Below are 25347 nucleotides of genomic sequence, written 5' to 3'. Positions count from 1 at the left end.
AAACGCTGGAAGCGAATCAAGGGGTTTGACCAACTGAAGCTGGTCGTGGACAACGTGCAGTTTCAGGATGGAATACAGGTGGAAGATCAATCTGGCAGGAACGCTGCCTGATGGTCATACACCAGATTTGACAATAACTCTGGTTTCGATAAAACGGAGTTTTCGGGGAATACCCTGGAAATTGTGTTTTACATGCCGGGAAAACTACGTTGCGTTAGTTGCCGGGAGTTTGGCAAGCCAGAGCATTGGATGTGGGTCGAGTCCCTTCAGAATCTGTGATCTGATCCCAAATTTCTAACTCTCGATGCTACCGAAGCCCGTCGATGGCATAGTTCTCAATGGTTCTATAAAATCCGGGCCAACACCTCCCAGGGAAGAACCCAAAACACAAGGATTGAACCAGTGAAAACCCTGAATATCCTCAAATACGTCTTCACACTCATTGGCGCCGGTATGCTTGTTGCTGCGGTGATGAGTTACAGCAGTACAGTGTCATTTATCGAGCGAGCTACGGAAGCCACGGGCACGGTCATTGATCTGGAACGCTCTCGTTCCAGCGATTCCACCACCTATTATCCGGAGGTCGTTTTCGAGGATATCCGTGGTCGGGAGATCGAGTTCCGGTCGCGCTCCGGCTCAAATCCGCCGTCGTTCAATCGCGGTGAGAGGGTGTCTGTGTTTTACGAGCCTTCGGCTCCGGAGAGTGCCAGAATCAACAGTTTCTTCTCCCTTTGGGGACTGCCCATGATTCTCGGTGGTATGGGGCTCGTGTTTGGCGCCATTGGCGGCGGGATGCTGTTGTTTGGTTGGAAGAAGAGCCGATCACAGGCTTACCTGAAAGATCACGGGACCGAGGTGCTCGCAACATTTTCGTCGGTTGAGCAAAACTCCAGCCTGACCGTGAACGGTCGTAACCCGTTCCGCATTGTCTGCCAGTGGCAGCACCCGCAAACCGGTAAGCTTCATGTATTCCGAAGCGATAACCTGTGGTTCGATCCGAGCAATCATATTCACCAGGAAACGGTGCCCGTTCTGGTCGATGAGGCCAATCTCAAGCGCTATTGGGTGGATACCTCATTCCTGCCTAAGCTGGCCAGCTAGCAGCCTCCTGCATCAGGTTCCCGGTGGGCACGAGCTTGTGTTGCCCAAAGCACAAACATACTTCCGCTCATACCGCCGGTCAGCCCAGCTCTCATAAACCCGTCTGGCAATGGGATAGATCACCGGCCACAACAGCGGTTTGAACAGCCACCCAAACGGCGTATGGCTCCAGGCCCGCACGTTGGCGTGCAGCCCGGTTACCCATTCGCCGGTCCAGGTCATCAAATGCAGGCGGCGGAGCAGGTCTTCATGGGATGGCAGCTGGGGGCTGCCTTCCGGTTGTTCGTGAACGTCTGCGAAGATGAGTTGCCCACGCTGCAGTCTGCGCAGGGTGCGGATTTCCTTTGCGCAGAGCGGGCAGCTGCCGTCGTAGAATAGTGTCTCGTATTTTGGGTTCATGGAGGTTCGGGTTATCCGGTGGCATTTGTTAACTATACGAGCCGAGTGGCTGATGGTTCAGCGCCGTGGCGTTTGTAATGCCCTGATAATGCAGCCACTTGTTCGAAACGCTACACTGGTGTCTTTGCGGAAGCGCAGGCTTCTGTGTAAACACTCACCAGGCCAGACTTGCACATGGAAGACCAGAAGCCCAACCAGACCGCTCCTCCGGAAGACAAAAAAGCGTCAGCGCTTGCCGAGTTGTCCACTCCCATCTACGGCCTGTTCACGCTGGGCATTCTGTACACCCTGTACCTGGCCCACCAGATTGTCCTGCCGATCATTCTCGCCGTGCTCACCAGCTTGTTGTTGTCGCCCCTGGTGAAAAAAGCCAGGTTGAAATGGCATGTTCCGCGGGTGGTGAGCTCGCTTGTACTGGTGCTTGTGGTGCTGGCGGGTATTGTCGGTTTGGGGGTTGCGGTAACCGCACCGGCGCTGGAATGGGCTGAGCGCGCCCCGCAAGGTTTGTCGCGCCTGTTGGTGGGCGATAGTGAGATTATGCGGCAACTGGACAAAGTCACCCGTTCTGCGGAACAGGTGGAGAAGTCGGTAGAGGGTCTGTCGTCTGAGGACGGTAGTGAAAAACCGACAACCGTGGTGCTTCAGACCGATTCCTGGCGCAGCCAGCTGATGACAAAAGCCCGCAACGGCCTGGCCGGCCTGGCGCTGGCGTTGGCGCTGACTTACTTTCTGCTGGTCAGCGGCGACAGGTTGATCCGCAACTTCGTGCGGCAAATCCCCAGATCTCAGCGCAAAACCGTGCTCAGAATTACCCACGACTCCCAACACCAGATCGCCCAATACCTGGCAGTGTTAGGCCTGAGCAACCTGTCGGTAGGCTTGATCACCGGGCTCACTTGCTGGGCCATCGGCCTGCCAGACCCGGCCGTATGGGGCCTGATCGCCGGCCTTGCCCGGTTTATTCCCTATCTCGGCAACATGCTCACCATCGCGCTACTGGCGCTAGTGTCGGCACTAACCCTGGACACCGTCTGGATGATGGCACTGGCACCGCTAAGCTTCATCCTGCTCACCACCATCATCGGCTTCTTCCTGGAGCCCTGGATCCACGGATTCCGCATGGCCATCAACCCCGTCATCATCTTCGTATCCATCTTCTTCTGGGGTTGGCTCTGGGGCCCGGTAGGCGTACTGCTGGCCGTCCCCCTGATGACCGTAATCCAGGTGATCCTGAAACAAATCCCGAGACTACGCCCGGTGTACAAAGTGATTGCTCGATAAGCCGTCTAAAACACAACTGCTCAGCCAGGAACGGTGTTTCTTTCCCACTCAGGTGAAGCCGGCGGGAGGTGGGGGGAGTTTTTCTGGCAGGAAAAAAAATGTCTGAGCGAAGCGAGTTATTTTTTCCAGAAGAAAAACACGCCCCACCTCCCAGCCCGCCCCCACAACCAGAAGGATGGGAGCCCAAGCCAAACTCATCACGTTCCCTGACACAAAGCCAGATCTTTCCTATGCTCAGTGAATCAAAGAATTCACCAACGCAGGAAGAATTCAATGCCCGACATCCCGCCCACCATGAAAGCCATGGTCCTCACCGCCCATGGCGGCCTGGAAAAGCTTGAATACCAGGATGTCCCCGTGCCCACGCCGGCAGCCGGCCAGGTCCTGGTCCAGATAACCGCCACCGCCAAGAACAACACCGACCGCAAAGCCCGTGAAGGCCTGTACCCCACCAAAAAAGGCGAAATAACCTCATTCCAGATGGGCGGCAAACCCACGCTGACCTTCCCGCGCATACAAGGCGCCGACATCGTAGGCCGCGTAGTAGCGGTGGGTGAGGGCGTCAGCGAACAACGTCTCGGGGAGCGCGGCCTCCTGGACTTCAACATCTACGCCACCGACCGCACCGACATCAATCTCACGCCGGACTACTACGGCCATGGCGCCGACGGCGGTTACGCCGAATACGTGGCCCTGCCATCCGACCAGTTTCACCATATCCCGAATCCGGAACTGGCCGATGCCGAACTGGCAGCCATGGGCATGTGTTCCTACCAGACCGCCTACCACATGCTCACCTCCGCCAATGTGCAGGCGGACGAGCGGGTGCTGGTCACGGGTGCCAGCGGTGGGGTGGGCACGGCACTAATCCAGCTTTGCCGAATCATCGGTGCCATTCCCTACGCGCTGAGCCAACAAGACAAAGCGAACGCACTGCTCGACCTTGGCGCCGAAGCGGTGCTGGATCGCAGCAACATGAACGCCTTCGTAGACCGAGTTAAGAATGAAAACGGCGGAAAACCCCTGGACGCAGTGATGGACCTGGTAGGCGGCGAAATGACTGACAAGTTCATCGACGCCATGATCTTCGACATGAACGCCCGCAGCACCTACCCGCGCCTGAGCATCGCCGGCGCCAGCGGCGGCAACATCAGCGAAATCCTCTGGACCCGAATCTACCTGTACCAGGTGCAGATATTCGGGGTCTCCCACGGCACCCGCGAAGAAGCCAACCAGCTGATGACCTGGATACGCCATGACCAGCTGAAACCCGTCCTGCACGGCGCGTTCAAGCTGTCTGACCTGCACAAAGCCGAAGAGTATTTCGTGAACCGTGGCAGCAACTACCTGGGCAAGATCGTGATCGTGCCGGATGCCCAGTGGCAGGTACACGGCCAACCCTTTGCCGTGGGGGCGGGCGGATGAAACCTGAACTCACCATTCAATTGATGGATACCCACGCCGGCGGTGACGTCAGCCGAATCGTTACTGGCGGCATCATCGACTTGCCGGGAGATACGGTAAGGGCCCAGATGGAATACCTGCGCGACGACGCCGACGGCCTGCGGCGGTTGCTGCTGGAAGAACCCTACGGCATTCCGGAAATGTCCGTAGACCTGCTGGTACCCGCCACCAACCCCGAAGCCGCCGCCGGTTACATCATCATGGAAGTCATGGGCTACCCCATATACTCCGGCTCCAACACCATCTGCACCGCCACCGCCGTACTGGAAACCGGCATAGTCCAGAAACAGGAAGGCAAACAACACTTCAAACTCGAAACCCCAGCCGGCCTGGTAAACATAGAAGCCACCGTACACAACGGCGTAGTAGAAGCCATCACCTGCGAAGGCCTGCCCAGCTACATCCACACCCACAACGCCAGCATCAACGTACCCGGCATCGGCAAGGTCAACTACAGCATCGCCTACAGCGGCGGCTTCTACGCCCTGATAGACGCCAAATCTCTCAGCTTTGATTTGACCCTGGACGAAGAACGCCAGCTGGCCCAAACCGCCCACGCCATCGTCCAAGCCATCCAGGCCGAAAGAGGCTTCTCCCACTACACCCTGGGCGACGTAGGCCCCCTCCCGTTCCTCCACTTCATGGGCCCGGTAGAACAAATAGCCGAAGGCTACTACCGCTCACGCTCAGCAACCTACGTCCACCCCGGCGTCATCTGCCGAAGCACCACCGGCACCGGAACCTCCGCAAGACTGGCGTTAATGAACCACGAGGGCCAAATCAAACCCGGCGATAAACTCGAAACCATATCCCTGAGGGAAACCGGGTTCATCGGAGAGTTCACAGCAGTGGACAAGGAAGGGGAGTATCAGGTGGTCAAAAACAACATAACCGGCAAAGCATACGTCATCGCAAAGTCCGACATAATAGTGAACTGCGACGACCCCATGGTGGAATGCAACGGCCTGACTCACATCCTCACACAAGGTGATGGCACATAACCGCTAACGCACACTCGTCAGTCAGTCAGTCAGTCAGCGAGCGAACCAAGAAGTCCTACCCAGCTGTTTCCAAAAAGGTTCTGCCGGCGGGAGGTGGGGAGGGGTTTTCTGGCAGGAAAAAAGATGTCTGAGCGAAGCGAGTTGTTTTTTCCAGAAGAAAATCCCTCCCCACCTCCCAGCCCGCCCCCACAACCAAACGGATAGGAGCCCAAGCCCAAGCCCGACCCCGAGCCAGCCACTCACCGAGGCCGCAATCGCCGCATCCAGAACCAGGCGATGAAGGCAATCACCGAAACCGCCGCAATAATCAAAGTCGCCAACGCATTAATCTCCGGCGACACCCCCATCCGAACAGACGAAAACACCACCATCGGCAACGTCGTCGCCCCCGGCCCGGACACAAAACTGGCAATCACCAGATCATCCAGCGACAAAGTAAACGCCAGCAACCACCCCGAAACCAGCGCCGGCGCAATCACCGGCAGCGTGATCACAAAGAAAGTCTTCAGCGGCGTACAACCCAAATCCATGGCTGCTTCCTCGATGGACAAATCCACCTCCCGCAACCGCGCACTCACCACCACCGCCACATAGGCACTGCAAAAGGTCGTGTGAGCAATCCAGATCGTCGCCATGCCACGGTCCACCGGCCAGCCAATCAGCTGCGCCATCTGCACAAACAGCAGCAACAACGACAAACCGGAGATCACCTCTGGCATCACCAGCGGCGCCGTGATCATGCTGGACAGCAGCGTACGCCCGCGCATCTTCTTGAACCGGGTAATCACAAAGGCGCACAAAGTGCCCAGACACACCGCCATGCTGGCGGAATAGAAGGCAATGCGCAGGCTCATCCATACCGCAGACAGGATTTGCTCATTGGCAAACAGCGCGCCGTACCATTTCGTGGAAAAGCCGGCCCACACCGAAACCAGCCGCGAGGCGTTGAACGAGTAAACGATCAACACCATCATCGGCAGGTACAGGAACAGCATGCCCAGCAAAAGCATGGATTTTGAGAAGCCGGGGGCTTTCAGCTTAACCATTCTTTTCTATCTCCCGAGCCTGGAAGCGGTGGAACAGCACAATCGGAATCAACAGCAAGGCCAGCATCACAATCGCCAGCGAAGAAGCTACCGGCCAGTCGCGGTTGTTGAAGAACTCCTCCCACAACACCTTGCCGATCATCAGGGTATCCGGCCCGCCCAGCAGTTCCGGAATCACGAACTCACCCACCGCCGGAATGAACACCAGCATGGAGCCCGCCAGGATACCGGCCTTGGATAACGGCAAGGTGATCGCCCAGAAAGTAGTCAGGCTACGGCAGCCAAGATCCGATGCTGCCTCCAGCAGGCGCACGTCCAGCTTCACCAGGTTGGTGTAGATGGGCAGGATCATGAACGGCAGGTAGGCGTAGACAATGCCCAGAATCACCGCAAAGTTGGTGTTCAGCATCTTCAGGGGTGAGTCGATCAGCCCCAGCCACATCAGGAAGCTGTTCAGCAGCCCCTGATTACCCAGAATGCCCATCCACGCGTACACGCGGATCAGGAACGAGGTCCAGGACGGCAGCATCACCATCAGCAGGAACACCAGCTGCCAGTGCTTGGGCGCCCGGGCCATGGCGTAGGCCATGGGGTATCCGATCAGCAGGCAGAACAGGGTGGCCAGGAACGCGGTTTTCACCGAGCCCCAGTAAGCAGCGATGTACAGACTGTCGGAGGCCAGGAACAGGTAATTGCCAAAGTTCACGACCACCGACAGGGTGTTATCCACCCACCGGAACACGGGCTCGTAAGGCGGAATCGCCATCACCGCCGAGGTCAGGCTGATCTTCAGTACCAGCGCGAATGGCAGCAGGAAGAACAGCAGCAGCCAGGCGAAGGGCACGCCGAACACTACCCTACGGTGGAATACCACGGCCCGCACCCGCTCCGCTAAGGGGGTTGCCAGAAGCTTCTTGGTCATGGTCTTAGTTCCAGAGCAGGATAGGGCTGGAGGCTTCCCAGGATACATAGACCCGGTCACCCCAGGTGGGCCGCTCACCCCGGCGTTCCACGTTGGCCATGGTGGCCTGTACCCGCTTACCACTGGCCAGCTTCACGTAGTAAGACGTGATGTCGCCAAGATAGGCAATGTTGTCTACCGTGCCGCAGCTCCAGTTGGTGTCGCCTTCGGGCTTCTCGGTGGTCAGGTAGATCTTCTCCGGGCGCAGGGCGATCAGGGTTTCCGTGGTTTCTGCGGGCGTGGTTACACCCCGGTCGATAAACACCGGTGCGTCCAGCAGGTCGCTGGTCAGCGAGATGCTGTCGGAGTTGTCTTCCAGGATGTTCGCCTCGAAGATATTCACCGAGCCGATGAACTCCGCCGTCATGCGGCTGTTCGGGCTCTCATAGATATCAATGGGCGAGCCCACCTGGGCAATCCGGCCGTAAGACATGATGGCAATGCGGCTGGCCATGGTCATGGCTTCTTCCTGGTCGTGAGTCACCATCAGGCAGGTCACGCCGACCTTTTCCAGGATGTCCACCAGCTCCAGCTGCATTTCTGTGCGCAGTTTTTTGTCCAGCGCGCCCATGGGCTCGTCCAGCAACAACAGCTTCGGGCGCTTCGCCAGCGAGCGGGCCAGGGCCACACGTTGCTGCTGGCCACCGGATAATTGCTGGGGCCGGCGCTTGCCGTAGGCTTCCATCTTCACCAGTTTGAGCATAGCCGCCACGCGGTCGGCAATTTCGTTTTTCGGCAGTTTGTCCTGTTTCAGGCCCATGGCAATGTTCTGCTCCACCGTCATATGGGGGAACAGGGCATAGGACTGGAACATCATGTTGGTGGGGCGCAGGTACGGGGGCAGGGCAGTGATGTCCTGGCCGTCCAGCACAATGCGACCGGAATCCGGGGTTTCAAAGCCCGCGAGCATGCGCAGCAGGGTGGACTTGCCAGAGCCGGAACCACCCAGCAGGGCGAAGATCTCGCCCTTGTGGATGTCCAGGCTCACGTCGTCCACCGCCAGGGTGCTGTCGAAGCTCTTGGAAATGCCTTTGATGCTGAGGAGCACCTCCGCTTGCGCGGAGGTGTTGTTGGTTACGGCCACCGTCAGCGACCGGATTTCACGCTGGTCCAGGTACGGGTCATCAGGCGCTGGGCGTCCTGAGGCCGACCTTCCATGATGTACAGCTTCTTCATCACCTCGTCGGTGGGGTAGATGCTGGTGTCGTTGAGGATTTCCGGGTCTACAAACTCGTTGGCCGCCTTGTTCGGGTTGGCGTACCAGACGTAGTTGGTCACATCGGCGATGATTTCCGGGCGCATCAGGAAGTTCATCAGCTTGTGGGCATTTTCCACATTCGGTGCGCCGGCCGGAATGGTCATCATGTCAAACCACAGCACCGCGCCCTCTTTGGGGATGGTGTAGCGGATGACGTTGCCGTTCTCGGCTTCTTCCGCGCGGGCAGCGGCCTGCAGGATGTCACCGGAGTAGCCGGCGGCTACGCACAGGTCGCCGTTAGCCAGATCGCCAATGTAACGGGACGAATGGAAGTAGGTGATGTTCGGGCGCACGGCCTTGATCACTTCACCGCCTTTCTTGATGTCGTCGGCGTTGTTGCTGTTCGGGTCCAGGCCAATGTAGGCCATGGCGGCACGAACCATTTCTTCGCCGGAATCCAGCATGGCAATGCCACAGCCACCGGCGGCCAGCTTGCCGGTCACTTCCGGATCAAACACCAGGGCCCAGGAGTCGGTCGGGGCGCTGTCGCCCAGGATGGTCTGGATGCGGCCTTCGTTGTAGCCATAGCCGTTGGTGCCCCACAGGTAAGGCAGGGAGAACTGGCTGCCCGGGTCCACCTTTTCCAGGTCATCCATCAGGTCCGGGTTGAGGTTGGTGATGTTCGGCAGTTTGCTGTGGTCCAGCGCCACGAAAGCCTTGGCAGAAATCTGCTTGGCTACGTAGTGGTTGGAGGGCACCACCAGGTCATAACCGGAACGGCCAGACAATAGGGCCGCTTCCAGCACTTCGTTGCTGTCGTACACGTCGTAGACAACCTTGATGCCGGTTTCTTCGGTGAACTTCGCCAGGGTGTCCTCGGCGATGTAGTCAGACCAGTTGTAGACACGCACTTCCTCGGCTGCAAAAACCGAAGAGGCACCCAGAGACATAGCAACAGCGGCGGCAAGCGCCTGTGGCTTACACAACTTCAACATTGGATGGTGTCCCTCACTTAAAAGGGATGGATACAAAGCGCGCAGGACGCACGCGGTGTTGTGCAGGTCTGCTGAGGGTGGCCTTGGGTGGCAAGTGCCCTTTCGGAACACCGTACTGCCGCCTTCGGGCGATTTTTAACACGATGTCCGGGTGGACGCTACATAAATTTTTACGGCCGGAGTGTGGGTTGTGCCTACAGCTCTGGCTTGGTTAGCCCCTGCCGTACCCGGACAATATCGGCCATCACCGACAGGGCAATCTCCGCTGGCGTTTTACTGCCGATATTCAGCCCAATGGGCATTCGGATTCGTTCAACCTGCTGCTCGTTAAGCCCGCCAATGCGCAGCAGGCGCTCCCGGCGTTTTTCCGAGGTGCGCAAAGAACCCATCACGCCGATGTAGAAAGCGTCGGTTTTCACCGCTTCCATTAGTGCGGTGTCATCAATCTTCGGGTCGTGGGTCAGGGCAACTACTGCGGTTGCTCCGTGGCAGCCTTCGCGGGCAATCCACACGGAGGGCAGCTCCTGGCGCAGGGTAACGCCGGGTACGTTGAAGTTGCAGACTTCCTCCTGGCGCGGGTCGCACACAATCACCTCGAAACCCAGGCTGTGGGCAAAGCTGGCGCAGGCGGAGGCAACCGGCGACAAGCCGGCAATGAGCAACCGGGATACCGGCCCCACCCGCAGTTTCAGGGTGGCGGTTGTTTCGTCTTCCATCACTTTCTGGCCCGTTTCCCGGTCTGGCTCGATACTGGCTTCGCCGGTTTTCAGGCAAACCCTGCGAACCACATGGCCCTGGCCGTTCAGGGCGGCCCGAAGTGCCAGGAAGTGCTCCCGGGATGAGGCGGAGGCGGGAAAGTGCTCGATGAGCACATCCAGAACGCCGCCGCAGGGCAGGCTGACTCTGGGATTGTCCAGGCCATCGGCGGCACCGTAGCGGATTCGGTTGATGCGGCCCTGGAATTCGCCTTCCTGCAGGCGTTCGAGAAAGTCCTCTTCCACACAGCCGCCTGACAACGAGCCGCAATGGTCACCACTGACCTGTGCTACCAGCCAGGAGCCCGGCGCCCGGGGAGAGGAGCCGAAGGTACTGAGTACCGTACACAGCCAGAAATCCTGACCGCCATCGCACCAGCTGATGGCCTGGTCAACTACCTGAATGTCCAGTGGCTGCATCTGCGCCTCCCGAATGAATAAGTAAGTCCTGTGTGATACCGGAATTTTGTCGCCTTGCCAATTGCAGTCGGGCCAGGGACGCAGGCTATCTGCGCCAATGGGTCAGTGCCTGGCGGTGTGCCGGTAGTCGCTGGGGGATTTGCCCATTACCTTTTTGAACAGCCGGGAGAAGTAATAGGCGTCGTCGTAACCCAGTTGCCGGCTGATGTCGGCGAAGGTGTGGCTGGTGGTGTCCAGCAGCTCGCAGGCCCGCTCCACCTTCAGATGCAGGAAATGCTGAATCGGCGAGGTGCCGGTCTGCTCCCGGTAGCGAGTGGCGAAATGGGCCGGTGAAAGCCCGCTGAGTTCGGCCAGTTGCTGCAAGGTCAGTCGCTCTTCCAGGTGTTCACGCATGTAGTTGTGAAGGGTGTCCAGCTCGGCCTGCCGAGCCTGGCTGGTTTCATCCACGTTCATGGGGACGGCACTCAGCAGCTGTCGCAGGCGATTGCTGGCGTGGATCAGCCCCTTGGTGCGGAAGCCGGTCTGGCGTACCGACAGCAGGCCGTTGAAGTCTACCAACAGGCGGGGCTGGCGCCCCAGATGGAGCACCCGGGTGTTGTCATCAAACCCCATGTAGTCACCAAACTCTGCGGCCAGCGGGCCGGTGTAGTGCACCCAGTGAATGGTCCATGGATTGTCCGGGTCCGCCGTGTAGCGGTGGCTGGCGCCGGCCGGCAGCAGCAACAGGTCGCCGGCGCTGACGGTGTAAGGTTCGCCCGCCACGTTCAGAAAAGCCTTGCCATCGGTGCAATAGATCAAAAGATTGTCACGATGGTGTTCCCGATGCATGTGATGGCCCGCCGCCCGTCGGTAATGGCCGAAGGCCAGCGGGTACAGCTCCCGGGTCAGTGGATGGTGCGCCAGTTGGCGGACGATGGGCTCCGGAACCACATAGCGAACGCTGTCCGCAGGAACAGGCCACTGAGAGGTTTGCGCGGATGGCTTGTTGCTTTGATGACTGGTCATCGAAAAATAATCCATCATGGGCGAAACTTAGTCAATCATCAGGCGGCAAGGGGCGTGCTAATCTTTTGGAAAATCATCGCCAGGTCCGTTGCGTTATTCAGCGGGCCACGGCTCTCCCGGACAACAACAAACAGGGACCAACCTCATGAAAAAAGTACCTCAGTTTATTGCTGGTGAATTTGTTCAGAGTCAGACCCAGAACTGGATCGATGTGACCAACCCGGCCACTAACGAAGTCATCGCCCAGGTGCCCTGCGCCACGGCGGACGAAATGCGCAAGGCCATCGACAACGCCGGCGAAGTGTTCAAAAGCTGGAAGGAAACGCCGGTATCCGAGCGGGCCCGGGTCATGCTGCGTTACCAGGCACTGCTGAAAGAACACCACGACGAGATTGCCGAAATCCTGTCCCAGGAAACCGGTAAAACCTTTGACGACGCCAAGGGCGATGTCTGGCGCGGTATCGAAGTGGTAGAGCATGCCGCCAACGTGGCGTCCATGATGATGGGCGAGACCGTTGAAAACGTCGCGCGGGAAGTGGATACCCACTCGTGGATCCAGCCGTTGGGCGTTTGCGCCGGTATTACCCCGTTCAACTTCCCGGCCATGATTCCCCTGTGGATGTTCCCGATGGCCATCGCCTGCGGTAACACCTTTATCCTCAAGCCCTCCGAGCAGGACCCGCTGACCCCGATGCGTCTGGCCGAGCTGTTTGAAGAAGCCGGTGCGCCCAAGGGCGTTCTGCAGGTGGTGCACGGTGCCAAGGAGCAGGTAGATACCCTGCTGAACGACCCGGCCATCAAGGCAATTTCGTTTGTCGGTTCGGTACCGGTTGGCCGTTACATCTACGAAACCGGCACCCGCAACATGAAGCGTGTGCAGAGCTTCGCCGGCGCCAAGAACCATATGGTGATCATGCCGGATGCCGACAAGCAGCAGGTGATCAATGCCCTGGTGGGTGCCTCTGTGGGTGCCGCCGGCCAGCGTTGCATGGCTATCTCCGTGGCGGTGTTTGTCGGAGCGGCGCAAGAGTGGATTCCGGAACTCAAGGAAGCCATGGCGAAGGTACGCCCGGGTGCCTGGAACGACTCCGGTGCCAGCTATGGCCCGGTGATTAGCCCGAGGGCCAAGGAGCGGGTTGAAGCCCTGATCGCCACCGGCGAAGCCCAGGGTGCGAAGCTGATGCTGGATGGTCGCGGCTGCACAGTGGATGGCCTGCCGGACGGTAACTGGGTAGGGCCCACCCTGTTCAGCGAAGTCACGCCGGAAATGGACATCTATAAAGAAGAAATCTTCGGCCCGGTGCTCACCTGCATGAACGCGAACGACCTTGGCGAAGCCATCGAGCTGATCAACAACAGTCCTTATGGCAACGGAACGTCTATCTTCACTAACCACGGTGGTGCTGCCCGCCGTTTCCAGCACGAAATCGAAGTCGGCCAGGTGGGTGTGAATATTCCCATCCCGGTGCCCCTGCCGTTCTTCTCTTTCACTGGCTGGAAAGGTTCCTTCTACGGTGACCAGCACGCTTACGGCAAGCAGGCAGTGCGTTTCTACACCGAAACCAAGACCGTCACCTCCCGCTGGTTTAACAGTGAAGCGACGTCTACCGAAGCCAACTTCTCCATCCAACTCCGGTAACGCCGAGCAGGGAGCTGAACGATGGATTTCAACCTGACCGAAGACCAGTTGGCGTTCCGGGATGCGGCCCGGGCCTTTGCCGAGAAAGCCATGGCACCCTATGCCGGCCAGTGGGATGTAGACCACACCTTCCCGGTGGAGGTGATGAAAGAAGCCGGCGAGATGGGCTTTATGGGGATTTATACCCCGGAAGCCCTGGGCGGCATGGGCTTGTCCCGCATGGACACCTCGGTGATCGTGGAAGAGCTGGCCATGGCCTGCCCGTCCACGGCGGCCTTTATCACCATCCACAACATGGCCACCTGGATGGTGGCCAGCTTTGCCTCCGATGACCTGAAGCAGGAAATCGTGCCCAAGCTGGCAAGTGGTGAATGGCTGGCCTCCTACTGCCTGACCGAACCCGGGGCCGGCTCTGATGCCGCCAGCCTGCGTACCAGGGCGGTTCGTGACGGCGACAGCTATGTGATCAACGGCAGCAAGATGTTTATCTCCGGCGCCGGTGCCACCGATGTGCTGGTACTGATGGCCCGTACCGGCGATGCCGACAGTGGCGCCAAGGGGATTTCCACCTTTGTGATCCCGGCCAATGCCGAGGGTGTTTCCTACGGCAAGAACGAAGAAAAGATGGGGTGGCACAGCCAGCCCACGCGGCTGGTCACCCTGGAAGACGTGCGCATTCCGGCCAGTAACCGAATTGGCAATGAAGGCGACGGCTTCGCCATTGCCATGAAGGGCCTGGACGGCGGCCGCCTGAACATCGCCACCTGCTCCCTTGGCGGCGCCCAGGCGGCGCTGCTGCGGGCGCGCAATTACCTGCACGAGCGCCAGCAGTTCGGTAAGCCACTGGCCGCGTTCCAGGCGCTGCAGTTCAAACTGGCGGATATGGCCACCAACCTAGTGGCGGCCCGGCAAATGGTGCGCCTGGGTGCCTTCAAGCTGGATGCCGGCGACCCGGAAGCCACCCTGCATTGCGCCATGGCCAAGCGCTTCGCCACCGATGCCTGTTTCGAGGTGGCCAACGAAGCCCTGCAGCTGCACGGCGGCTACGGCTACATTCGGGAATACCCGCTGGAGCGCTATGTGCGGGACCTTCGGGTACACCAGATTCTCGAGGGCACCAACGAAATCATGCGCCTGATTATTGCCCGCCGCATGCTGGAAGACGGCGTTGCCGAAGCCATCCAGTAACCGGCCCCGATCATCAGAACCGGAACAACCAAAGGAATTTACCATGAGTGAACTGATTCAACTGGAAAAACGCGATCACATTGCGATCCTGACCATCGCCAACCCGCCGGCCAACACCTGGACGGCAGACTCCCTGGCGGCTCTGGAAGCCACCATTGAAGACCTCAACGCCGACCGCAACATCTTCGCGCTGGTGGTCACCGGCCAGGGTGAGAAATTCTTCTCCGCCGGGGCAGACCTGAAAACCTTTGCCGACGGCGACCGTGCCCGCGCCAACGAGATGGCCCAGAAGTTCGGCCAGGCCTTCGCCACGCTGACCGCCTTCCGGGGTGTGTCGATTGCCGCCATTAACGGCTACGCCATGGGCGGTGGCCTGGAATGTGCGTTGTCCTGCGATATCCGCATTGCCGAAGAGCACGCCCAGATGGCGCTGCCGGAAGCCGGTGTTGGCCTGCTGCCCTGCGCTGGCGGCACCCAGAACCTGCCCTGGCTGGTGGGCGAGGGCTGGGCCAAGCGCATGATTCTGTGCGGCGAGCGGGTAGATGCCAACAAGGCCCTGCAGATTGGCCTGGTGGAAGAAGTGGTGCCGTCCGGACAAGGCCTGGCAGCCGCCCTGAAACTGGCCGAAGGTGCCTGCAAGCAGAGCCCGTCTTCCATTTCCCGCTGCAAGCAGCTGGTGATGAGCGCCCGTGATGGCCGTAGCCATACCGATGGCTGGCGCATGGAGCGGGAACTGTTTGTGGAGCTGTTCCACACCGAAGACCAGAAAGAAGGCGTGAATGCGTTCCTCGAGAAGCGCAAGCCGGAATGGAAAAACCGATAAGCCCGGGGCTGCTATGAGCGATCAACCGATGGTATTTGAAGAGTGGACCACAAACGGCGGTGGCCGGATTGCGGTCGCCAGGCTGAACAGCCCGCGTAACCTGAATTCGCTGTCTATGGACATGATCCGCCTGCTCAAGCCGCAACTGCAACGCTGGGCCGACGATGACAGCGTATGCGCAGTCTGGCTGGAAGCCGAGGGCGACAGGGCCTTCTGCGCCGGTGGCGATATCGTGTCCCTGTACCGCAGCATGACCGAGCCCGGAAAGCTGGCTGAAGGCGAGCGGTTCTTCACCGAAGAATATGAGCTGGATTACCTGATTCACACCTTCCCCAAACCGGTTGTGTGCTGGGGCAACGGTATTGTGATGGGCGGCGGCATCGGCCTGATGGCGGGTGCTTCCCACCGGGTGGTTACCGAGCACTCGAAACTGGCCATGCCGGAAGTGAGCATCGGCCTGTACCCGGATATCGGCGCCGGCTGGTTCCTGACCCGCATGCCCGGGCGTACCGGAATGTTTCTGGGGCTGACCGGCACCCGCATGAACCCAGCCGATGCGCTGTTTGTGGGCATGGCAGACCGGTTCGTCAGCCACGAACTCAAAGGGCAGGTGATTGATGCCCTGGCCTCCGCCAACTGGCAGGGTTCCAGCGCCCATAGTGTTGTCAGCTCGGTACTGCGCCAATATGAACAGCAAAGCCGGGAGGCGCTGCCGGCGTCTGCGGTTCGCGATCACTTTGATGATATCCAGAAGGCTACCGATGGCGACTCCCTTGAGCAGGTGGTAGCGCAGCTGAAAGATCTGGGCGGCCGAGAGGGTTGGCTGGGGAAGGCTGTGAAGGGATTGGCGAGCGCCTCACCCACGTCACTGGCCCTGACCTGGAAACACCTGCAGCGCAGCCAGCGGGACAGCCTGAAACAGGTGCTGGATAACGAGCTGGTGATGTCGGTGAACTGCCTGAAGAAGGGCGAGTTTGCCGAAGGTATCCGGGCGTTGCTGATCGACAAAGACATGCAGCCCCGCTGGCGTTATGCCTCGCTGGCGGAACTGGACAACGAGTGGATTGAAGCATTTTTCAGCCAGGCGCCCGGGCACTGATAAATCCCGGCGCACTGCTACAAAAACAAGGAGAAGCAAGATGGCGAAGGTAACGTTTATCGGACTGGGCAACATGGGCGGGCCCATGGCCTCCAACCTGCTGAAGGCGGGGCATGAGGTCACGGTTTTCGACCTGTCCAAACCGGCGGTTGAAGCGTTGGTGGCCGAAGGGGCCAGCACTGCGGATTCCGCTAAAGCGGCAACCCAGGGCACCGAGTGCGTAATCACCATGCTGCCGGCGGGCAAGCATGTGGAAGCGGTGTACCTGGGCGAAGACGGCCTGCTGGCAGCCCTGCCGGCCGGCACCCTGGTGATTGACTCGTCCACCATTGCCCCGGAAACCTCCCGGGCGGTGGCAGAAGCCGCAGCAGCAAAAGACCTGGCCTTTATCGATGCGCCGGTATCCGGCGGCGTGGGTGGTGCGAAGGCCGGTACGCTGACCTTCATTTGCGGTGGCGAAGTGGCCACCTACAACAAGGCACGGCCGGTTCTGGAAGCCATGGGCAAGAACATCTTCCACGCCGGCCCCCATGGCGCGGGCCAGGTCGCCAAAATCTGCAACAACATGATGCTGGCCATCCTGATGGCGGGCACCAGTGAAGCCCTGGCTCTGGGTGTGAAGAACGGCCTGGACCCTGCGGTACTCTCGGAAATCATGAAGCAGAGCTCCGGCGGCAACTGGGCGCTGAACGTGTACAACCCCTGGCCGGGTGTGATGGAAGGGGTGCCGGCATCCCGGGATTACCAGGGTGGCTTCCTGGTGAACCTGATGACCAAGGACCTGGGGCTGGCGTTTGATAACGCGGTCGCCAACCAGGCTTCCATCCCCATGGGCTCCCTGGCCCGAAACCTGTTCCAGCTGCATGCCGGGCAGGGTAACGGTCAGCTGGACTTTTCGAGTATCCTGAGGCTTTACAAACCGGACTGAGCACTAGAGTCATGCAAGTAACATTCGGGGAGCTGAAAGCTTTCCTTGAAGATCACTTTCCCCAGGGTACCGCCTACGGCACCCTGGAGGAGCTGGGGGATGGCTGGGCCGAGATGAAGCTGGAGGTGGACGACGGCCACCTGCGCCCCGGTGGAACCGTGTCTGGCCCGGTTATGATGGGGCTGGCAGACGTGGCCATGTACGCCGCCTTGCTGGGCAAAATTGGCCTGGTACCCCTGGCGGTAACCACCAACTTCAACATCAACTTCATGCGCAAGCCCGCCGCCCACGCTGCGGTGTGGGCCCGCGCTACCTTGCTGAAAGTAGGGCGCACGATGGCGGTGGGTGAGGTGTCGATCTATTCCACAGGTATGGAGGAGCAGGTGGCCCATGCCACCATGACTTACTCTATTCCTCCGGAGAAGCATCGGCCCTGATGCCCCGGCTCAGCTCCGGCGCCAGGGCTTCGGCAATGTACCGATAGCCTTTGATGCCGGGGTGGTAGCCGTCGCTGGCCAACAGCCCGGTATCTTCAATCACCGGGTAACGGGCGTAGCGGAAGTGCTGCGGCGCTTCGCTGGCCAGTTGCCGGTAGATGTCGTCCAGAAGCCTGGCCCGCCATCCCATCACGTAGCGCAAGGGCGCCGGCAGGGCGGTGAACAGGTGCATGGGAGGCACGCTCAGAAGCATCAGGGGTGCCGGATACCGTGCTTCGAGCAACTCCCTCAGTTCAAGCAGTTGCTGGCGGAATCGTTTCCGGGGCGTAAAACCGGTGGTGTCGTTGACCCCCATGCTCAGGATAACCACATCGGCTTCCGGTAAGTCTGTTTGTTCCAGCGCCCGGTTCAGGGCATTCAAACGAATACCGTTAACCCCGAAGGTGTGCCAGGCGATGGTTTGCCCGGTTCCCTCATGGAGCTTCCGTGCCAGCTGGCTGGCAAGGCCCTGATCGTGGGTTTGGGTGCCCACGCCGGCGGCGGTGGATTCACCAATCACCAGGATACGCCGTGCGGGCTCGCCCTCACCATATTGCCCGAACGGAGATCCGGAGGCCTCCGGCAGCCGTGGCGTGGTTTGACGAGTGCGCTTACCCTGATACAGCAACACCGGAAACAGCAGAGTCGTGGTCAGCCAGAATGGAAGATGCATTGCATAGATCCCGGGTTTAGTGGAGCAGAATGGTTCTGGTATCGGCGATATTAGTCGCAAGGTTCGCAGCGGGGCCCTTAACGTTCAACCGCTCATGGCCTGTCCCACTTTAGAGCCGTTGTGGCGGTTGAGCTGGCCGCAAATCCAGTCGCCGGTCGCCACCAGTTTCTCCAGGTTGACACCGGTTTCGATCCCCAAGCCCTTTAACAGATAGAGCACGTCTTCGGTGGCTACATTGCCGGAGGCGCCCTTCGCATAAGGACAACCGCCCAGGCCCGCCACCGAGGCATCGATTACGCTGACGCCTTCCTCCAGCACCGCATACAGATTAGCCAGGGCCTGGCCGTAGGTGTCGTGGAAGTGGGCCGCCAGCTTATCCATGGGAATATGGGCGGCCACGGCCTCCAGCATGCGCCTGGCTTTCAGCGGTGTGCCCACGCCGATGGTGTCGCCCAGGGAAATCTCATGGCAGCCCATGTCGTACAGGGCCTTGGCGACGCTGGCGACCTGCCCTGGCTCAATGTCACCCTCATAGGGGCAACCCATCACCGTCGACACGTAGCCGCGCACCGGAATGCCGTGCTTGCGGGCCGCTTCCACCACGGGAGCGAAGCGGTCCAGGCTTTCGGCGATACTGCAGTTGATGTTCTTTTGGGTAAAGCTTTCGGAGGCGGCGCCGAACACCGCAACCTCGTCGGCTCCGGCCGCCAGGGCATTTTCGAAACCTTTGAGGTTGGGGGTAAGGGCGGAGTAACGTACGCCGGCCTTTCGGGTGATGCCGGCCATGACCTCGGCGGCATCACCCATTTGTGGCACCCATTTCGGGGAGACAAAGCTGGCGGCTTCGATGTGGGTAAGGCCGCAGTCGGCCAGTCGATCGATCAGCCCGGTTTTGATGTTGGTAGCAATCACCGGGCCGGGTTCGTTCTGCAGGCCGTCCCGGGGGCTCATTTCCACCAGTCGGACACGTTTCGGGAAGGCCATTACTCAGCCTCCTCAATCTCGATGGCGATCAACTCCGCCCCTTCGGATACCTGGTCACCCTGGGCAAAGAACACCTCGCTGACGGTGCCATCGGCCGGGGCTTTGATGGCGTGCTCCATTTTCATGGCTTCCATGATTACGAGAGTCTGGCCGGCGGTGACCTTATCGCCAGCCTGCACCTGTACCGCCACAATGGCACCGTTCATGGGGGCAGAGAGGCTGCCGTCGCCGGCCAGGTCTTCGGTTTCCCAGCGTTCACGGTAGAGCTTGCAGGTGATGCTGTTGCCTTCGTGGAACAACACCAGTTCGTCGTTGTGCAGGTTGCCGTACACGCACAGGCGGTGGCCATTGATGACCGCTTGCAGGTAATCGTCCTGCAGGCTGGCCTGCAGGGTATAGCGGTTGTCGCCGAGAGTTATCTGATAGCCGTGATCCTGCTCAAGAACCCTTAGTTCAACCACCTCCTCGCCCATCTGCAGGGCCAGGGGTTCTGCGTAGTCGGAATTCAAACGCCAGCTGTTCTGCCGGCCGAAGGGCGACCAGGGGTCTGTGCTGACGGCTTCCCGAGATTTGCGCTGCTCCAGGACAAAGCCGGCGGCTAACACAAGAACCTTGTCCGTATCCGGTCCGGAAGCGGGAAACAGCAGCTCGCGGTGGTCGTTAATGAAACCGGTGGTCAGCTCGGCCTGGCGAAAGGGTTCGGCATCGGCCAGGGCGTGCAGGAAGCGGATGTTGGTTTTTACCCCAGCAATGCGGTACTGCTCCAGGGCCTGCACCATGCGGTTGATGGCCTGTTCCCGGGTTTCGTCCCACACGATGAGCTTGGCGATTATCGGGTCGTAGTGGATGCTGATTTCGTCGCCTTCGGTAACGCCGGTATCCACCCGCACGTGGGCGGATTCTTCCGGGGTGCGCAGGTAACGCAGGGTGCCGGTGGCAGGCAGGAAGTCCTGGTCCGGGTCTTCGGCGTAGATGCGGGCTTCCAGGGCGTGGCCGCGGGTTTTCACCTGCTCCTGGGCCAGCGGTAACGGCTCACCCCAGGCCACTTTCAGCTGCCATTCCACCAGGTCTTGCCCGGTGACCATTTCGGTAACCGGGTGTTCCACCTGCAGGCGGGTGTTCATTTCCATGAAGAAGAACGAGCCGTCTACGTCGTACAGGAACTCGACGGTGCCGGCGCCCACGTAGTTAATGGCTTGCGCGGCTTTCACGGCGGCCTCGCCCATGGCTTTACGGGTGTCCTCGCTCAGCCCCGGTGCGGGCGCTTCTTCCAGTACTTTCTGATGGCGACGCTGCACCGAGCAGTCCCGCTCGGCCAGGTAGATGCCGTTGCCTTGCTGGTCGCAGAACACCTGGATTTCCACGTGGCGTGGCTGGGTCAGGTAGCGCTCGATCAGCATGTCCGGGTTGCCGAAGGCGTTCCTGGCTTCCCGCTGGGCGGCGGCCAGGGCGTCATCGAAGTCGGCCATTGTTTCCACCACCCGCATGCCTTTACCGCCACCACCGGCAACGGCCTTCAGCAGCAGCGGGAAGCCGCATTTCTCGGCCTCGGTCCGCAGCAGCTCCGGCGACTGGTCTTTGCCGTGGTAGCCCGGCACCAGAGGCACACCGGCTTTTTCCATAATCGCCTTGGCGGCGGACTTGGAGCCCATGGCGGCGATGGCCGAAGAGGGCGGGCCGATGAATACGATGCCGTTGGCTTCGCAGGCTTCGGCAAAGCCGGTGTTTTCAGACAGGAAGCCGTAGCCTGGGTGAATGGCCCGGGCGCCACTCTGCCTGGCAATGTCGATGATGGTGTCGGCTTTCAGGTAGCTGTCGGCGCTGGCGGCCGGCCCAATGTTGAAGGCCTCGTCTGCCATGGCTACATGCCGGGCGTTGGCGTCGGCGTCTGAGTAGACCGCCACGCAGCGAATGCCCATGCGGTGAGCGGTCTGGATAATCCGGCAGGCGATTTCGCCCCGGTTGGCGATCAGGATTTTATTGAACATTATGTGTTATCTCCCGGAACCCAGCTGGCCTTGCGTTTGTTCAGGAACGCGCTGAGTCCTTCCTGGCCTTCCTCACCCACACGGATGTCGGCGATGCGTTGGGCGGTGTCTTCGATGACATCGGCACTGATGGGCTTGTGGCTGACGGCAAACACCAGGTCCTTGGCGGCACTCATGGCCTGCGGGCCATTGTCGGCCAGTTGTTGCAGCAGCTCGTTGCAGCGGGCGTGCATGGCGGCTTCGTCGTCACAGACGATGTGCACCAGCCCGTATTCGCTGGCCTGTTGTGCGCTGAAGACTTCGGCGGAAATGAAATAGCGCCGGGCCTGTCGCTCACCGATGGCCCGCACCACGTAGGGGCTGATAACGGCGGGAACCAGGCCGAGTTTCACTTCACTCAGGCAGAAGCTGGCGTTTGCGGTGGCCAGCACGATGTCGCAGCAGGCTGCCAGGCCGACGGCACCACCGTAGGCTGCGCCCTGAACCAGGCCGATCACCGGCTTGGACAGGTGGTTGAGGGTGCTCATTAGCCTGGCCAGTTCCCGGGAGTCGTTCAGGTTTTCGGCATGGTCGTTGTCTGCCATGCGGCGCATCCAGCCAAGGTCGGCACCGGCGGAGAAGTGTTTGCCTTCGGAGCGCAGGAGGACGACGCGGGTTTGGTCGTCTCGTTCCGTGACTTCCAGCGCCTTGATCAGTTGCTGGATGATCGCGTCGTCGAAGGCGTTGCGCTTGTCTGGCCGGTTCAGCACGATTTCGGAAACACCACCTTCCAGGTAGTTGAGCAGAACGGCAGAGGTCTGTTTGGTCATGGCGTTCTCTCCGGTTACATGCGGAACACGCCAAAGCGCGTCGGCTTGGCGGGTCGGTTCAGGGTGGCAGACAGGCTGAGGGCAACCACTTCCCGGGTCTGGGCCGGGTCGATCACGCCGTCGTCCCACAGGCGGGCGCTGGCGTAGTAGGGGTGGCCCTGTTGTTCGTATTTATCGGCGATGGGTTGTTTGAATTCGACTTCTTCTTCCGCACTCCAGTCCTGGCCTTTGCGTTCCATGCCTTCACGTTTGACTGTGGCGAGTACGTTGGCGGCCTGTTCGCCGCCCATCACCGAGATGCGGGCATTCGGCCACATCCACAGGAAGTCCGGGCTGTAGGCACGGCCACACATGCCGTAGTTGCCGGCGCCGTAGCTGCCGCCAATCAGCACGGTGATCTTGGGCACGTTGGCGCAGGCCACGGCCATGACCATCTTGGCGCCGTGTTTGGCGATGCCTTCGGCTTCGTACTTCTGGCCGACCATGAAACCGGTGATGTTCTGCAGGAACAGCAGCGGTATGTTGCGCTGGCAACACAGTTCAATAAAGTGCGCACCTTTTTGGGCGGATTCGCTGAACAGGATGCCGTTGTTGGCGATGATGCCCACGGGGTAACCGTGGATATGGGCGAAGCCGGTCACCAGGGTGGAGCCGTAGTAGCGTTTGAATTCGTCAAATTCGGAGCCGTCGACGATGCGGGCGATCACGTCGCGTACGTCGAACTGTTTGCGCAAGTCGGTGCCGACGATGCCGTAGATTTCTTCCGGGTTGTACAGCGGTGCCTTGGGTTCGCGCAGTTCGACCGGCACGGGTTTGCGGCGGTTGAGGTTGGCGATGCAACGCCGGGCGATGTCCAGGGCGTGTGCGTCGTTCTCGGCATAGTGATCGGCCACGCCGGAGGTTTTGCAATGGACATCGGCTCCGCCCAGGTCTTCGGCGCTGACCACTTCGCCGGTGGCGGCTTTGACCAGCGGCGGGCCGGCCAGGAAGATGGTGCCCTGGTTGCGCACGATGATGGATTCGTCGGCCATGGCGGGTACGTAGGCACCGCCGGCGGTGCACAGGCCCATAACGACGGCGATCTGGGGGATACCATCGGCAGACATTCGGGCCTGGTTGTAGAAGATGCGCCCGAAGTGGTCGCGGTCCGGGAAGACTTCGTCCTGCCGTGGCAGGTTGGCGCCGCCGGAGTCTACCAGGTAGATGCAGGGCAGGCGGTTGGTTTCAGCAATTTCCTGGGCGCGCAGGTGTTTTTTGACGGTCAGGGGGTAGTAGCTGCCGCCTTTGACGGTCGCATCGTTGGCGATGATCATGCATTCGGTGCCGCTGACCCGGCCGATGCCGGCGATTACGCCGGCGGCGTGGACGTCTTCGCCGTAGACGTTGTAGGCGGCGAACTGGCCGATTTCGAGGAAGGGGGAGCCTTCATCAAGGAGTTTGTTGATGCGCTCTCTTGGCAGGAGTTTGCCGCGTTCGGTGTGGCGCTTCTGGTATTCGGGGCCGCCGCCCTGGTGGATGGTTTCGACTTTTTCCCGGAGGTCGGTTACGGCGGCGGCCATGGCCTGGTGGTTGGCCTGGAATTCGTCGGACCTAGGGTTAATTTTGCTCTGGAGTATCGTCATTGGATATTCGTCCGTGCATCGGCCCTGCGGGTAGAGCGATTCAAAAACCGCTACAAGCACGTCCCTGTGCGCTTCTCTCCGGCCATCCATGGCCTACGAAATTTTTGAATCGCTCTACCCGCAGGACCTCGTTTGACTTGGTCAGTGGATTCCACGCAACGCTTACTTGTTCAGGAACAGTTCTCTGCCAATCAACATGCGGCGGATTTCAGACGTTCCGGCCCCGATTTCATACAACTTCGCGTCCCGCAGCAGGCGGCCGGTGGGGTAGTCGTTGATGTAGCCGTTGCCGCCGAGGAGTTGGATGGCGTCGAGGGCGAGTTTGGTGGCCATTTCGGCTGAATACAGGATGGCGCCGGCGGCGTCTTTTCTTGTGGTTTCGCCGCGGTCGGCGGATTGGGCGACCATGTAGACGTAGGATTTGGCGGTGTTCATGAAGGTGTACATGTCGGCGACTTTGCCCTGTACCAGTTCGAATTCACCGATGGCCTGGCCGAATTGTTTGCGTTCGCGGATGTAGGGCACGACGACGTCCATGGCGGCTTGCATGAGGCCGAGGGGGCCGCCGGAGAGGACGATGCGTTCGTAGTCGAGGCCGCTCATGAGGACTTTGGCGCCGTTGCCAACTCCGCCGAGGACGTTTTCTTTGGGGACTTTGCAGTCTTCGAACACCAGCTCGCAGGTGTTGGAGCCGCGCATGCCGAGTTTGTCGAGTTTCTGGTGGCGGCTGAAGCCGGGGTAGTCGCGTTCTACGATGAAGGCGGTGACGCCTTTGGAGCCGCCTTTCGGGTCGGTTTTGGCGTAGATGACGTAGGTGTTGGCGTCTGGACCGTTGGTGATCCACATTTTGTTGCCGTTGAGGACGTAGTGGTCGCCTTCGTCGCGGGCGTGGAGTTTCATGGAGATGACGTCTGAGCCGGCGTTGGGTTCAGACATGGCGAGGGCGCCGATGTGTTCGCCGGTGATGAGTTTGGGCAGGTATGTCTGTTTTTGTTCTTCGGTGCCGTTGCGGTTGATCTGGTTGACGCACAGGTTGGAGTGGGCACCGTATGACAGGCCAACGCTGGCGGAGGCCCGGCTGATTTCTTCCATGGCCACTACGTGGGCCAGGTAGCCCATGTCGGCGCCGCCGTATTGTTCGCTCACGGTGATGCCCAGCAAGCCCATGTCGCCCAGTTTGCGCCACAGGTCCATGGGGAATTCGTTGGTGCGGTCGATTTCCTCGGCCCGGGGGGCGATTTCATCGGCGGCGAAGCGGTTGACCTGTTCACGCAGGCTGTCGAGGGTTTCGCCGAGGCCGAAGTTGAGTTCGCTGTATTGGGATTTCATGGTGTGCTGCCTTTTTTGTTCTTGCTAGCCCGGATTTCTCATAGTGCTCCAACAACCTTCGCAGACCAAGCCTGGTAGTGCCAGATCCGAGTGGTCATGGTCGAAGTTGGCGATTATTTAGCCAGTTTCCGGCATTCAGGCACAACTCCCCCTTTCCCCCATT

The 25347-nt window shown here is 60.0% G+C and carries 23 protein-coding genes; 10 read left to right on the top strand and 13 right to left on the bottom strand.

From position 1 onward, the window contains the following. Positions 1-402: 402 nt before the first annotated feature. Positions 403-1101, top strand: a complete 699-nt coding sequence (locus tag AC13DJ_RS01475; protein ID WP_482933247.1) for a DUF3592 domain-containing protein — start codon at positions 403-405, stop codon at positions 1099-1101. A 12-nt stretch (positions 1102-1113) separates the two neighbouring features. Here the strand turns inward: AC13DJ_RS01475 and AC13DJ_RS01470 are convergent, their stop codons facing one another. Next, positions 1114-1500, bottom strand: coding sequence for a DCC1-like thiol-disulfide oxidoreductase family protein (locus AC13DJ_RS01470; RefSeq protein ID WP_476132170.1), 387 nt, complete (start codon positions 1498-1500; stop codon positions 1114-1116). A 174-nt stretch (positions 1501-1674) separates the two neighbouring features. On the opposite strand from AC13DJ_RS01470, the gene AC13DJ_RS01465 reads away from it, so the two are divergent. The 3 genes from AC13DJ_RS01465 to AC13DJ_RS01455 all read left to right on the top strand — a co-directional run bounded on the left by AC13DJ_RS01465 (position 1675) and on the right by AC13DJ_RS01455 (position 5246). After that, a complete protein-coding gene (locus tag AC13DJ_RS01465) occupies positions 1675-2781 on the top strand; it encodes an AI-2E family transporter (protein WP_476132168.1) in 1107 nt (368 codons plus the stop codon). A 273-nt stretch (positions 2782-3054) separates the two neighbouring features. Continuing rightward, entirely contained in the window at positions 3055-4206 is a 1152-nt protein-coding gene (locus tag AC13DJ_RS01460) for an alcohol dehydrogenase catalytic domain-containing protein (protein ID WP_474540874.1), read from the top strand. Next, positions 4203-5246, top strand: coding sequence for a proline racemase family protein (locus AC13DJ_RS01455; protein ID WP_482933246.1), 1044 nt, complete (start codon positions 4203-4205; stop codon positions 5244-5246). Before AC13DJ_RS01460 ends, AC13DJ_RS01455 begins: the two co-directional genes overlap by 4 nt. Before the next feature lie 239 nt (positions 5247-5485). Here AC13DJ_RS01455 and AC13DJ_RS01450 read toward each other — a convergent pair whose 3' ends face one another. From AC13DJ_RS01450 to AC13DJ_RS01425, 6 genes are all read right to left on the bottom strand, one after another. Beyond that, complete coding sequence (locus tag AC13DJ_RS01450; RefSeq protein WP_476132164.1) at positions 5486-6292, bottom strand: ABC transporter permease subunit; 807 nt, start codon at positions 6290-6292, stop codon at positions 5486-5488. Then, positions 6285-7214, bottom strand: coding sequence for an ABC transporter permease subunit (locus AC13DJ_RS01445; protein WP_482933245.1), 930 nt, complete (start codon positions 7212-7214; stop codon positions 6285-6287). Before AC13DJ_RS01445 ends, AC13DJ_RS01450 begins: the two co-directional genes overlap by 8 nt. Positions 7215-7218: 4 nt before the next feature. Then, positions 7219-8301 (bottom strand): polyamine ABC transporter ATP-binding protein, encoded by a 1083-nt coding sequence (gene potA / locus AC13DJ_RS01440; RefSeq protein WP_482933248.1) that lies wholly within the window; start codon positions 8299-8301, stop codon positions 7219-7221. Positions 8302-8339: 38 nt separating this feature from the next. Continuing rightward, positions 8340-9446, bottom strand: coding sequence for a polyamine ABC transporter substrate-binding protein (locus tag AC13DJ_RS01435; protein ID WP_482933244.1), 1107 nt, complete (start codon positions 9444-9446; stop codon positions 8340-8342). A gap of 194 nt (positions 9447-9640) precedes the next feature. After that, positions 9641-10621: an XdhC family protein gene (locus AC13DJ_RS01430; RefSeq protein WP_482933243.1), complete on the bottom strand. Its 981-nt coding sequence runs from the start codon at positions 10619-10621 to the stop codon at positions 9641-9643. A gap of 102 nt (positions 10622-10723) precedes the next feature. Continuing rightward, entirely contained in the window at positions 10724-11644 is a 921-nt protein-coding gene (locus tag AC13DJ_RS01425) for an AraC family transcriptional regulator (RefSeq protein WP_473801978.1), read from the bottom strand. A 127-nt stretch (positions 11645-11771) separates the two neighbouring features. Here AC13DJ_RS01425 and AC13DJ_RS01420 point away from each other — a divergent pair, with 127 nt between their 5' ends. Genes AC13DJ_RS01420 through AC13DJ_RS01395 form a run of 6 tightly spaced genes read left to right on the top strand, consistent with a single transcriptional unit; the run spans position 11772 to position 17740 of the window. Then, positions 11772-13265, top strand: a complete 1494-nt coding sequence (locus AC13DJ_RS01420) for a CoA-acylating methylmalonate-semialdehyde dehydrogenase (protein ID WP_482933242.1) — start codon at positions 11772-11774, stop codon at positions 13263-13265. Positions 13266-13286: 21 nt separating this feature from the next. Then, positions 13287-14453 carry an acyl-CoA dehydrogenase family protein gene (locus tag AC13DJ_RS01415; RefSeq protein WP_482933241.1) on the top strand — a complete coding sequence of 389 codons (1167 nt, stop codon included), beginning with the start codon at positions 13287-13289 and terminating at the stop codon, positions 14451-14453. 43 nt (positions 14454-14496) lie between these two features. Beyond that, the gene (locus tag AC13DJ_RS01410) at positions 14497-15276 is read left to right on the top strand and encodes an enoyl-CoA hydratase (RefSeq protein WP_094625860.1); all 780 of its coding nucleotides are present in this window, start codon (positions 14497-14499) and stop codon (positions 15274-15276) included. Positions 15277-15289: 13 nt separating this feature from the next. Further along, a complete protein-coding gene (locus AC13DJ_RS01405; protein ID WP_474540882.1) occupies positions 15290-16375 on the top strand; it encodes an enoyl-CoA hydratase/isomerase family protein in 1086 nt (361 codons plus the stop codon). A gap of 40 nt (positions 16376-16415) precedes the next feature. Further along, positions 16416-17303, top strand: a complete 888-nt coding sequence (mmsB, locus tag AC13DJ_RS01400; protein ID WP_232903056.1) for a 3-hydroxyisobutyrate dehydrogenase — start codon at positions 16416-16418, stop codon at positions 17301-17303. Between the two features lie 11 nt (positions 17304-17314). Further along, positions 17315-17740, top strand: coding sequence for a PaaI family thioesterase (locus AC13DJ_RS01395; protein WP_474541054.1), 426 nt, complete (start codon positions 17315-17317; stop codon positions 17738-17740). On the opposite strand, the gene AC13DJ_RS01390 is transcribed toward AC13DJ_RS01395, so the two are convergent. The 6 genes from AC13DJ_RS01390 to AC13DJ_RS01365 all read right to left on the bottom strand — a co-directional run bounded on the left by AC13DJ_RS01390 (position 17712) and on the right by AC13DJ_RS01365 (position 25184). Continuing rightward, the gene (locus AC13DJ_RS01390) at positions 17712-18452 is read right to left on the bottom strand and encodes an SGNH/GDSL hydrolase family protein (protein WP_482933240.1); all 741 of its coding nucleotides are present in this window, start codon (positions 18450-18452) and stop codon (positions 17712-17714) included. The genes AC13DJ_RS01395 and AC13DJ_RS01390 overlap by 29 nt on opposite strands. 84 nt (positions 18453-18536) lie before the next feature. After that, the gene (locus tag AC13DJ_RS01385; protein ID WP_482933239.1) at positions 18537-19436 is read right to left on the bottom strand and encodes a hydroxymethylglutaryl-CoA lyase; all 900 of its coding nucleotides are present in this window, start codon (positions 19434-19436) and stop codon (positions 18537-18539) included. After that, positions 19436-21424 (bottom strand): acetyl/propionyl/methylcrotonyl-CoA carboxylase subunit alpha, encoded by a 1989-nt coding sequence (locus AC13DJ_RS01380; RefSeq protein ID WP_482933238.1) that lies wholly within the window; start codon positions 21422-21424, stop codon positions 19436-19438. Before AC13DJ_RS01380 ends, AC13DJ_RS01385 begins: the two co-directional genes overlap by 1 nt. Next, a complete protein-coding gene (locus tag AC13DJ_RS01375; protein WP_474541057.1) occupies positions 21424-22233 on the bottom strand; it encodes an enoyl-CoA hydratase-related protein in 810 nt (269 codons plus the stop codon). The genes AC13DJ_RS01380 and AC13DJ_RS01375 overlap by 1 nt, the downstream gene beginning before the upstream one ends. 14 nt (positions 22234-22247) lie before the next feature. Continuing rightward, positions 22248-23855, bottom strand: coding sequence for a carboxyl transferase domain-containing protein (locus AC13DJ_RS01370; RefSeq protein ID WP_474541058.1), 1608 nt, complete (start codon positions 23853-23855; stop codon positions 22248-22250). Between the two features lie 162 nt (positions 23856-24017). Further along, entirely contained in the window at positions 24018-25184 is a 1167-nt protein-coding gene (locus AC13DJ_RS01365; RefSeq protein WP_474541059.1) for an isovaleryl-CoA dehydrogenase, read from the bottom strand. Between the last annotated feature and the right edge of the window lie 163 nt (positions 25185-25347).

Source organism: Marinobacter sp. L-46 (genome assembly GCF_056859535.1).
This window is presented reverse-complemented; position numbering and strand designations above follow the sequence as displayed.

Excerpts from the sequence above, each read along its gene's own strand:
- AC13DJ_RS01470 (WP_476132170.1), bottom strand. The coding sequence starts at position 1,500 with ATGAACCCAAAATACGAGACACTATTCTACGACGGCAGCTGCCCGCTC.
- AC13DJ_RS01465 (WP_476132168.1), top strand. The coding sequence starts at position 1,675 with ATGGAAGACCAGAAGCCCAACCAGACCGCTCCTCCGGAAGACAAAAAA.
- AC13DJ_RS01460 (WP_474540874.1), top strand. The coding sequence starts at position 3,055 with ATGCCCGACATCCCGCCCACCATGAAAGCCATGGTCCTCACCGCCCAT.
- AC13DJ_RS01455 (WP_482933246.1), top strand. The coding sequence starts at position 4,203 with ATGAAACCTGAACTCACCATTCAATTGATGGATACCCACGCCGGCGGT.
- AC13DJ_RS01450 (WP_476132164.1), bottom strand. The coding sequence starts at position 6,292 with ATGGTTAAGCTGAAAGCCCCCGGCTTCTCAAAATCCATGCTTTTGCTG.
- AC13DJ_RS01445 (WP_482933245.1), bottom strand. The coding sequence starts at position 7,214 with ATGACCAAGAAGCTTCTGGCAACCCCCTTAGCGGAGCGGGTGCGGGCC.
- AC13DJ_RS01435 (WP_482933244.1), bottom strand. The coding sequence starts at position 9,446 with ATGTTGAAGTTGTGTAAGCCACAGGCGCTTGCCGCCGCTGTTGCTATG.
- AC13DJ_RS01430 (WP_482933243.1), bottom strand. The coding sequence starts at position 10,621 with ATGCAGCCACTGGACATTCAGGTAGTTGACCAGGCCATCAGCTGGTGC.
- AC13DJ_RS01425 (WP_473801978.1), bottom strand. The coding sequence starts at position 11,644 with ATGATGGATTATTTTTCGATGACCAGTCATCAAAGCAACAAGCCATCC.
- AC13DJ_RS01420 (WP_482933242.1), top strand. The coding sequence starts at position 11,772 with ATGAAAAAAGTACCTCAGTTTATTGCTGGTGAATTTGTTCAGAGTCAG.
- AC13DJ_RS01415 (WP_482933241.1), top strand. The coding sequence starts at position 13,287 with ATGGATTTCAACCTGACCGAAGACCAGTTGGCGTTCCGGGATGCGGCC.
- AC13DJ_RS01410 (WP_094625860.1), top strand. The coding sequence starts at position 14,497 with ATGAGTGAACTGATTCAACTGGAAAAACGCGATCACATTGCGATCCTG.
- AC13DJ_RS01405 (WP_474540882.1), top strand. The coding sequence starts at position 15,290 with ATGAGCGATCAACCGATGGTATTTGAAGAGTGGACCACAAACGGCGGT.
- mmsB (WP_232903056.1), top strand. The coding sequence starts at position 16,416 with ATGGCGAAGGTAACGTTTATCGGACTGGGCAACATGGGCGGGCCCATG.
- AC13DJ_RS01395 (WP_474541054.1), top strand. The coding sequence starts at position 17,315 with ATGCAAGTAACATTCGGGGAGCTGAAAGCTTTCCTTGAAGATCACTTT.
- AC13DJ_RS01390 (WP_482933240.1), bottom strand. The coding sequence starts at position 18,452 with ATGCATCTTCCATTCTGGCTGACCACGACTCTGCTGTTTCCGGTGTTG.
- AC13DJ_RS01385 (WP_482933239.1), bottom strand. The coding sequence starts at position 19,436 with ATGGCCTTCCCGAAACGTGTCCGACTGGTGGAAATGAGCCCCCGGGAC.
- AC13DJ_RS01380 (WP_482933238.1), bottom strand. The coding sequence starts at position 21,424 with ATGTTCAATAAAATCCTGATCGCCAACCGGGGCGAAATCGCCTGCCGG.
- AC13DJ_RS01375 (WP_474541057.1), bottom strand. The coding sequence starts at position 22,233 with ATGACCAAACAGACCTCTGCCGTTCTGCTCAACTACCTGGAAGGTGGT.
- AC13DJ_RS01370 (WP_474541058.1), bottom strand. The coding sequence starts at position 23,855 with ATGACGATACTCCAGAGCAAAATTAACCCTAGGTCCGACGAATTCCAG.
- AC13DJ_RS01365 (WP_474541059.1), bottom strand. The coding sequence starts at position 25,184 with ATGAAATCCCAATACAGCGAACTCAACTTCGGCCTCGGCGAAACCCTC.